The sequence below is a fragment of the Streptomyces sp. NRRL WC-3549 genome (assembly GCF_000721935.1).
GTDB lineage: Bacteria > Actinomycetota > Actinomycetes > Streptomycetales > Streptomycetaceae > Streptomyces.
This window is the reverse complement of sequence record NZ_KL585420.1, coordinates 54,344-62,603: the sequence shown is the minus strand read 5'-3', so window position 1 is coordinate 62,603 and position 8,260 is coordinate 54,344. Positions and strand designations below refer to the sequence as shown.

The 8,260-nt window shown below is 73.3% G+C and carries 8 protein-coding genes and 2 pseudogenes; 4 read left to right on the top strand and 6 right to left on the bottom strand.

Annotated features, from left to right (window positions below; all coding sequences use genetic code 11):
- A partial coding sequence (locus tag IH13_RS0124795; RefSeq protein ID WP_031088006.1) for a TetR/AcrR family transcriptional regulator occupies positions 1 to 537 on the top strand: 537 nt, incomplete at its 5' end.
- Between the two features lie 160 nt (positions 538 to 697).
- The gene (locus IH13_RS0124790; RefSeq protein WP_031088004.1) at positions 698 to 1,729 is read left to right on the top strand and encodes a peptidoglycan recognition protein family protein; all 1,032 of its coding nucleotides are present in this window, start codon (positions 698 to 700) and stop codon (positions 1,727 to 1,729) included.
- Here IH13_RS0124790 and IH13_RS0124785 read toward each other — a convergent pair.
- The 3 genes from IH13_RS0124785 to IH13_RS0124770 form a co-directional block, all read right to left on the bottom strand.
- A complete protein-coding gene (locus IH13_RS0124785; protein ID WP_031088002.1) occupies positions 1,717 to 2,619 on the bottom strand; it encodes a LysR family transcriptional regulator in 903 nt (300 codons plus the stop codon). The two genes, IH13_RS0124790 and IH13_RS0124785, sit on opposite strands and share 13 nt — an antisense overlap.
- A 225-nt stretch (positions 2,620 to 2,844) precedes the next feature.
- Positions 2,845 to 3,963, bottom strand: coding sequence for an acyl-CoA dehydrogenase family protein (locus IH13_RS0124775; RefSeq protein ID WP_031088001.1), 1,119 nt, complete (start codon positions 3,961 to 3,963; stop codon positions 2,845 to 2,847).
- 8 nt (positions 3,964 to 3,971) lie between these two features.
- A complete protein-coding gene (locus IH13_RS0124770; RefSeq protein WP_031087995.1) occupies positions 3,972 to 4,994 on the bottom strand; it encodes a phosphotransferase family protein in 1,023 nt (340 codons plus the stop codon).
- A gap of 141 nt (positions 4,995 to 5,135) precedes the next feature.
- On the opposite strand from IH13_RS0124770, the pseudogene IH13_RS41180 reads away from it, so the two are divergent.
- Positions 5,136 to 6,386, top strand: a pseudogene (locus IH13_RS41180) (glucarate dehydratase family protein); the annotation flags it as partial.
- Between the two features lie 16 nt (positions 6,387 to 6,402).
- A complete protein-coding gene (locus IH13_RS0124760; protein WP_031087992.1) occupies positions 6,403 to 7,287 on the top strand; it encodes an NADP-dependent oxidoreductase in 885 nt (294 codons plus the stop codon).
- A 60-nt stretch (positions 7,288 to 7,347) separates the two neighbouring features.
- Here the strand turns inward: IH13_RS0124760 and IH13_RS0124755 are convergent, their stop codons facing one another.
- The 3 genes and pseudogenes from IH13_RS0124755 to IH13_RS0124745 form a co-directional block, all read right to left on the bottom strand.
- Positions 7,348 to 7,659: a DUF202 domain-containing protein gene (locus IH13_RS0124755; RefSeq protein ID WP_031087990.1), complete on the bottom strand. Its 312-nt coding sequence runs from the start codon at positions 7,657 to 7,659 to the stop codon at positions 7,348 to 7,350.
- The gene (locus IH13_RS0124750) at positions 7,656 to 8,078 is read right to left on the bottom strand and encodes a YidH family protein (protein WP_051835915.1); all 423 of its coding nucleotides are present in this window, start codon (positions 8,076 to 8,078) and stop codon (positions 7,656 to 7,658) included. Before IH13_RS0124750 ends, IH13_RS0124755 begins: the two co-directional genes overlap by 4 nt.
- A pseudogene (locus IH13_RS0124745) lies at positions 8,075 to 8,260 on the bottom strand (NUDIX hydrolase); the annotation flags it as partial. The pseudogene IH13_RS0124745 and the gene IH13_RS0124750, both read right to left, overlap by 4 nt.

The window sequence follows — 8,260 nt, the reverse complement described above, 5'->3', positions numbered from 1 at the left end:
GCCACCCGGCTCTTCGCCGAGCGCGGTTACGACCGCACCTCGGTGCAGGAGATCGTCGAGGCGGCGGGCGTCACCAAGGGAGCCCTGTACCACTACTTCGGCTCCAAGGAGGACCTGCTCCAGGAGGTCTACGCCCGGGTGCTGCGCCTCCAGCAGGAGCGGCTCGACGCCTTCGCGGACGCCGAGGCACCCGTCGAGCAGCGGCTGCGGGACGCGGCGGCGGACGTGGTGGTCACCACCATCGACAACCTCGACGACGCCTCGATCTTCTTCCGTTCGATGCACCACCTGAGCCCGGAGAAGAACAAGCAGGTCCGCATGGAGCGCCGCCGCTACCACGAACGCTTCCGCGCCCTGATCGAGGAGGGCCAGCGGGCCGGGGTCTTCTCCTCCGCCACCCCCGCCGACCTGGTCGTCGACTACCACTTCGGCTCGGTCCACCACCTCTCCACCTGGTACCGCCCGGGCGGCCCGCTCAGCCGCCAGGAGGTCGCCGACCACCTGGCGGACCTGCTGCTGCGGGCCCTGCGCCCCTGACGGCCCTCGCTGGGCGGCGGGGTTCGCGCCCGCCGGGACGGGGGGCCGTGGTCCCCGACTCCGTGCGTTCGCAGGGGTTTTCGAGCGTCGAACCGATCGTTCAAAGGTAGGACGCCGCCCGGATGGGAAAGCTTGGGGTATCCCCGCGAGGAGGTACCCCATGGCCGCCCCCCTGTCCGCCGCAGCACTCCTCAAAGCCCTGCGCGCCGAGGGCGTCGCCGTCACCGAGGTCGGCAGCTGGCGTACGCACAACCGGAACAAGGCGGGCGCCTGGGGCCCGGTGAACGGCAGCATGGTCCACCACTCGGTGACCCGCGGCACCGCGTCCACGGTGGCCGTCTGCCGGGACGGGTACGCCGAACTGCCCGGCCCGCTGTGCCACGGCGTGATCGCGAAGAACGGCCGGGTGCACCTCGTCGGCTGGGGCCGCGCCAACCACGCCGGAGGCGGCGACCCCCGGGTCCTGGACCAGGTGATCGCCGAGTCGTACGGGACCCGGCCCTCCCCTCCGGCCAAGGGCAACAGCGACGGCGTCGACGGGAACGCGCGGTTCTACGGGTGGGAGTGCGAGAACATGGGCGACGGCAAGGATCCGTGGCCCGCCGCCCAGTACGGCGCGATCGTCCGCGTCCAGGCCGCGCTGTGCCGGGCGCACGGCTGGAGCGCGAAGAGCGTCATCGGCCACCTCGAATGGTCCAAGGACAAGATCGACCCCCGCGGCTTCGGCATGCCGGCCCTGCGCGCCGACGTCGCCGAGCGGCTCAAGCACCCCGCCGGATGGAACCCCGGCACCGATCCGAGCGAGGAGGACGACATGCCCGCACGCGTCAACCCGGTGGTCAAGCAGACGAAGAACCGCCCCCAGGGCGCATGGCTGCCCGTGCCCTTGTCCGGCGCCCTGGTCACCGGCCCCGCCGACTACTCCGGCACCGTCTACCTCCGCCTGTCCGGCATCTCCGAGGGGGCGACGATCCAGTCCCGCTTCTACGAGACCAAGGGAGGCAAGAGGTCGAAGAGCGGCCACATCACCGAGCACCTCGGCACCGGCGGCGACACCTTCGTCGCGGTCACCAACGCGGGCGGCCACTGCGACTCCGGGGCGGCCCTGTCACTCGAGTACATCGTCTTCGACGGTCAGGGCGGCACGCACGACCTGGTCTCCGGGCAGGCCCAACTCCTCTACTGGAAGTAGGCGCCCGGCTCCCCGCCCTGACCGCCCGTCAGCAGACCCAGCAGCGCCCGGGCCGCCGGGTTGCGCGGTACGGGGGCCCGGCCGGCCAGGACCACGGTCCGTCCGGGTTCGGGCTGACGGATGGTCAGGCACGGCAGGCCGGCGTCCTCGCCGATGCGGCGCGGCACGATCGCTACACCGATGCCCGCCCTGACGAGATCGACCAGCAACCGGATCTGGGTCACGTCGCAGGTGATCCGGCGCTCCAGTCCGCAGTGGGCGGCCAGCCGGCGTACCGCGGTCTCCAGACCTGTGCCCGCCCGGAAGTCCACGAAGGGCTCACCGGCCAGCTCCCCGATGAGGGCCCGGCCCGCGTCCGCGAGCGGGTGGCCGGGCGCGGTGATCAGGACCAGTTCCTCCTGCCAGGTCGCGAACACGGCGAGGGGGTCGGGGAGTTCGGCGGCGTCCGGGGCCAGGTAGGCGAGGTCCAGCTCCCCGGCGCGTAGCCCCTCGACCAGTTCCGGTGTCGTCGCCTCCCTGAGCGAGATCTGCACGCCGGGCCGCTCCCGGTGGAACGCGGCCAGCTCGGCGGCCAGGTCCACGCAGGTCAGCGTCTGGACCGTGCCGATCCGTACCCGCCCGGCGGCCAGCGAGGAGACGGACGCGACGGCGTCCCGGGCCGCCTCCGTGCCGGCCAGCACCGCCCGGGCGGCCGGTACCAGGGCCAGCCCCGCCTCGGTCGGCACGACCCGGCGGCCCGTCCGGTCGAACAGCTCGGCGCCCAGCTCGCGTTCCAGGTTCCGTACGGACGTGCTCAGGGCCGACTGCACGATCAGCTCCGCACGCGCCGCCGCGGTGAAGCCGCCGTGCGTGAGGACCGCCATGAAATGCCGCAGCTGCCGGATCTCCACCCATCTACGATAGCGATGGCAGTCAGCTAAACCATCTGTTGGACCGAACGGCGGGCTCCGGCGGAGCCTGGACGCATGACGACACGACGCATCCGGTTCCTGGTCCGCCCGCTGCGCCGGGCCAAGGCGTTCCTCCGCGCCCTGGCCCTGACGGACCACCAGCCGTCCGGCGGCTACTGAGGGGCCGCGGGGCCTCACCGGCCCCGCGACTCCGCACGCCCGCGATCACGCGTACTTCTTGATCTCCCGCCGCGCCAGCGACCGCTGGTGCACCTCGTCCGGCCCGTCCGCCAGCCGCAACGTCCGGGCGGACGCCCACAGTTCGGCCAGCGGAGTGTCCTGGCTCACGCCACCGGCCCCGTACAGCTGCACCGCCTGGTCCAGGAGGGACACCACCGCGCGAGGTGTGGCGATCTTGATGGCCTGGATCTCGGTGTGGGCGCCCCGGTTGCCGACCGTGTCCATCAGCCAGGCCGTCTTCAGCACCAGCAGCCGCAGCTGCTCCACCGTCACCCGCGCGTCCGCGATCCAGTTCTGCACCTGTCTCTTATACACACGGCCCGGCCCCAGCCGCGCCTGGGCGATGGCGAAGCCGCCGCCCTCCTCACCGACCAGGTTCGCCACGGGCACCCGCACATCGGTGAAGACGACCTCGGCGTGGCCTCCGTGGGAGTGGTCCTCGTAGCCGTACACCCGCATCGCGCGGCGCACCTCGAGGCCGGGGGTGTCGCGGGGGACCAGGACCATGGACTGCTGGCGGCGGATGTCCCCGGCGTCCGGGTCGGTCTTGCCCATCACGACGAAGACCGCGCAGTGCGGGTTCATCGCCCCGGAGATGTACCACTTGCGGCCGTTGACGACGTACTCCCCGCCGTCCCGGGCGATCCGGGTCTCGATGTTCGTCGCGTCCGAGGAGGCCACCTCGGGCTCCGTCATGGCGAACGCCGAGCGGATCCCACCGGCCAGCAGCGGCTCCAGCCACCGCTTCCTCTGCGCGTCCGTGCCGAACTGGTGCAGTACCTCCATGTTCCCGGTGTCCGGGGCCGCGCAGTTCAGCGCGGTCGGCGCCAGGTGCGGACTGCGGCCGGTGATCTCGGCCAGCGGCGCGTACTGGAGGTTGGTCAGCCCGGCGCCGTACTCCGCGTCGGGCAGGAAGAGGTTCCACAGGCCCTGCCGCCGGGCCTCGGCCTTCAGGTCCTCCACCACCTGCGGGGTGTCCCACGGGGAGGCGAGCCGCGCGCGCTGCTCCTCGGCGACCTCCTCGGCCGGGTACACGTGTTCGTCCATGAACGCGAGCAGCCGGGTGCGCAGCTCCTCGGTGCGGGCGTCGAATGCGAAGTCCATGGGGCGGATCAGCCTTCCTGGAGGGTGGTGAGGCCGTGCGCGATGAAGACCGGCACCAGGTCCCCGATGCGGTCAAAGCCTGCGCCGACGGTCTGGCCGAGGGTGTAGCGGTAGTGGATGCCCTCCAGGATCACGGCGAGCTTGAACCACGCGAAGGCCGTGTACCAGGAGATGGCCGAGGTGTCGCGGCCGGAGCGGGCGGCGTAGCGCTCGACCAGCTCGGCCGGGCGGGGGTGGCCGGCCGCGCCGCTGGTGGTGGAGACCGGTGACTCGGGCAGCTCCAGGTCGGAGCTGTACATCACCAGCAGGCCGAGGTCGGTGAGCGGGTCGCCGAGCGTCGACATCTCCCAGTCCAGGACCGCGTTGATCCGGTCGTCCGGGCCGATCAGCACGTTGTCCAGGCGGTAGTCGCCGTGCACGACGGTGGGGGCGGGGGAGTCGGGCAGTTCCCGGCCGAGCGCCGCGTGCAGCTCGTCGATGCCGGGCAGCTCGCGGTTCCGGGAGGCGTCCAGCTGCTTGCCCCAGCGGCGCAGCTGCCGGTCCAGGAAGCCCTCGGGCCGCCCGAAGTCACCGAGGCCGACCGCGAAGGGGTCCACGGCGTGCAGGTCCACCAGGGTGTCCACGAGCCCCAGCACGGCGGCCCGGGTGCGTTCGGCGCCGAGCGGGGCGAGCTGCTCGGCCGTCCGGTACGGCGTGCCCTCGACGTGCTCCATGACGTAGAAGGGCGAACCGATGACCGCGTCGTCCTCACAGAGCAGCAGCGGCTCGGGCACCGGTACGGCCGTCGGGTGCAGGGCGCTGATCACCCGGTGCTCGCGCCTCATGTCGTGCGCGGTGGCCAGCACGTGCCCCAGCGGGGGCCGGCGGACGACCCAGCGTCCGGTGCCGTCCGTCACGACGTAGGTCAGGTTCGAGCGCCCGCCCTCGATCAGCCGGGCCTCGAGTGCTCCGTTCACCAGCCCCGGCCGCTCGCGGTCGAGGTGACCGCGCAGCCGGTCGAGGTCGAGACCTGGCGGGTGGACTGGGCTCATGGTGCGTACCTCCGGAGCGGTCGAGCGGACGTGACCATGATGCCGACCAGTCGGTATGTCGTCCAGTGCCCGCCCGGAATCCGCAGGCGGTCCCCGTGGGCACCCTGGTGCCCGGGTCGCATCCCTGAATAGGTTTCATGTATGAATACAGCCTTGTTGATCGACGCCGTCCGGCTCACCCCGGTCCTCATCGCCGACCCGCCCCTGCTGAACACCCAGGGCGTCCACCAGCCGTACACCCCCCGGCTCGTCGTGGAGGTCGTCACCCGCGGCGGCGTGACCGGCGTCGGGGAGACCTACGGCGACGGCGCCTACCTGGAGCTCGCGGAGCCCCTCGCCCGCGCCCTGCCCGGCCGCCCGGTCAGTGAGGTGAACGGGCTCCTCGCGCTGGCCGACCAGGTGTGCGGCGATCCAGGCGCCGCCGACGACCGGGTGGACGCGGGCGGGCTGCGCGGCGCGCAGACGGCCGGGAAGCTCCGGCTCTCCGTCGTCTCCGGCTTCGAGGTGGCCTGCCTGGACGCGCTCGGCAAGGCCCTCGGGCTCCCCGTGCACGCCCTGCTCGGCGGCAAGGTCCGCGACCGCGTCGAGTACAGCGCGTACCTCTTCCACCGCTGGGCCGCCCACCCGGCCGGCGGCGAACCGGACGACTGGGGCGCCGCCCTCGACCCCGAGGGCGTCGTCGCCCAGGCCCGGCGCTTCGTCCGCGACCACGGCTTCACCTCCTTCAAGCTCAAGGGCGGCGTCTTCCCGCCCGACCAGGAGATCGCCGCCGTCCGCGCCCTGGCCGAGGCGTTCCCGGGACGGCCGCTGCGCCTGGACCCCAACGGCGCCTGGTCCGTGGAGACCTCCCTGTACGTCGCGGAGCGGCTGAAGGACGTCCTGGAATACCTGGAGGACCCCGCGAGCGGGACCGAGGCGATGGCGCGGGTCTCCGCGGGCACGGACCTCCCGCTCGCCACCAACATGTGCGTCACCACCCTCGCCGAGCTGCCCGACGCCTTCGCCCGCGACGCGGTCCAGATCGTCCTCTGCGACCACCACTACTGGGGCGGGCTGCACCGCACCCGCGAACTGGCCGGGATATGCCGCGCCTTCGGCGTCGGGCTCTCCATGCACTCCAACACCCACCTCGGGATCAGCCTGGCCGCGATGACCCACGTCGCCGCCACCGTCCCCGACCTCCACCACGCCTGCGACACCCACTACCCCTGGCAGGCCGAGGACGTCCTCACCACCCGCCACACCTTCCAGGACGGGCACCTGGCCGTCTCCGACGCCCCGGGACTCGGCGTCGAGCTGGACCGCGACCGCCTCGCGGCGCTGCACCGGCGCTGGCTGGGGGGTCCGTCCCGCGCTGGTGACACCGGCCTGAGTTGCGGGGCCGCCCGGCCGCGCCGATCGTCGAGGGATGAAGGCGATCAGCTACAGCAGGTACGGCTCGGCCGACGTCCTGGAGTACGGCGAGCGGCCCGACCCCAAGGTCGGCCCCGACTCGGTGCTGGTGAAGGTGCGGGCCGCCGCCGTGAACCCGGTGGACTGGAAGGCGCGCGAGGGCTACCTCCAGGCGGGCCTGGAAGCCGTCTTCCCCGTGGTCCCCGGCTGGGACGTCTCCGGGGTCGTCGTCCAGCCGGGCGCCGCCGTCGACGAGTTCGAGGTCGGCGACGAGGTCATCGGCTATGTGCGCGAGGACTTCCTGTCGCGCGGCACCTTCGCCGAGTACGTCGCCGCCCCCGTACGCACCCTGGCCCGCAAGCCGCTCAGCGTCGGCTTCGAGGAGGCCGCCGGACTGCCGCTGTGCGGGCTCACCGCCCAGCAGGTCCTGCACAAGGTGCTGAAGGTCCAGGAGGGCGAGACCGTCCTCGTGCACGCCGCCGCCGGAGGGGTCGGATCGCTCGCCGTCCAGCTGGCCCGGCACGCGGGCTGCCGGGTGATCGGCACGGCGGGCCCCCACAACCACGAGTACGTGCGCCGGCTCGGCGGCGAACCCGTGGAGTACGGCGACGGCCTCGCCGACCGGCTGCGGGCCATGGCCCCCGATCCCGCCACGCTCGCCCCCGACGGCCGGCTCGCCTCCATCGCGGACGCCGAGGTCTTCTCCTACGGCGGGCGCTACGCCTTCGTACGCCCCGACGCCGAGGACCTCGCCCACCTGGCCGGGCTGGCCGAACAGGGCATCGTCTCCGTCCACGTGGACCGCACCTTCCCGCTGGAGCAGGCGGCCGACGCCTACCGTCTCAACGAGCAGGGCCGCACCCGGGGGAAGGTCGTCGTCACCGTCGACTGGGACAGCTGACCGCCCGGGGGTGTGCGGGGAGGCGAGGCGCCGCTTCCCCGCACACCCCCGGGGCCGGTCTCAGAACAGCATCGCCGCCGCGCACACCGCCAGCACCACCGTGCACGCCGCGGCCGTCAGCGCGTGGCGTGCCACCAGCGGCGCGGGCTCGGCGGCGCCCATGCCGGACACCCGCCGGTGCGCCACCCGCAGGAACGCGAGCCACGCCAGCAGGCCCAGCGCCAGGGCGATCACGCCGGTGGCGCCGGACCCGCCGCGCAGCGCCTGCCGGACCCCGAGCAGCGCCACCACCGTGCAGGACAACGTCGTACGCCGCCAGGCCAGCCGCGTCCGCTCGGGCTGGAGGCCGGGATCGCGCCCGGCGGCCGTCACCGGCCCTCCCAGCCGAACAGGACCACCACCACCATCGCGACCGCCACCACGGCGACGGCCAGGCTCAGCAGGACCGGGAAGCGGGACACCGGCAGATCCTCGCCGCGCCGCATCGCCCGCTCGCAGCGCACCCAGTGGTTGACCGCCCGCAGCGCGCACAGGACGCCGGCCACCAGCAGGGCGAGCGCGAGACCGGCCCGGACGCCCCACGCCAGGTGGGGCAGGAACTGGTCGACCGCGAAGCCCCCGCCGATCAGTGCCAGGGCCGTGCGGATCCAGGCGAGGAAGGTGCGCTCGTTGGCCAGCGAGAAGCGGTAGTCGGGGGTGTCACCCTCCTCGCGGACCCGCTGCGGCACGAACCACAGCCGCAGCCCGCGCCAGGGGCCGCCGCCCGGGCCCGGGGCGCCCGTACCGCTCACGCCGGCGGCCACGTCGTCCCGGCGCGCAGGGCACGCAACCGGTGGTAGGTCTCCAGCCCGTCCGGCACCCAGGCCCAGTCGGGCAGCCTGCGCTCCAGCTCCGCGTCGGTCAGGAAGGTGTGCCAGGCCACCTCCTCGGCCTGCGGCCGGACCGGCAGCTCGCACCGCAGCCGGTACACGTA

Bases quoted from the DNA above. Each gene is read 5' to 3' on its own strand.
- IH13_RS0124775 (WP_031088001.1), bottom strand. From the start codon at position 3,963: ATGGACTTCGCATTCGACGCCCGCACCGAGGAGCTGCGCACCCGGCTG.
- IH13_RS0124770 (WP_031087995.1), bottom strand. From the start codon at position 4,994: ATGAGCCCAGTCCACCCGCCAGGTCTCGACCTCGACCGGCTGCGCGGT.
- IH13_RS0124790 (WP_031088004.1), top strand. From the start codon at position 698: ATGGCCGCCCCCCTGTCCGCCGCAGCACTCCTCAAAGCCCTGCGCGCC.
- IH13_RS0124760 (WP_031087992.1), top strand. From the start codon at position 6,403: ATGAAGGCGATCAGCTACAGCAGGTACGGCTCGGCCGACGTCCTGGAG.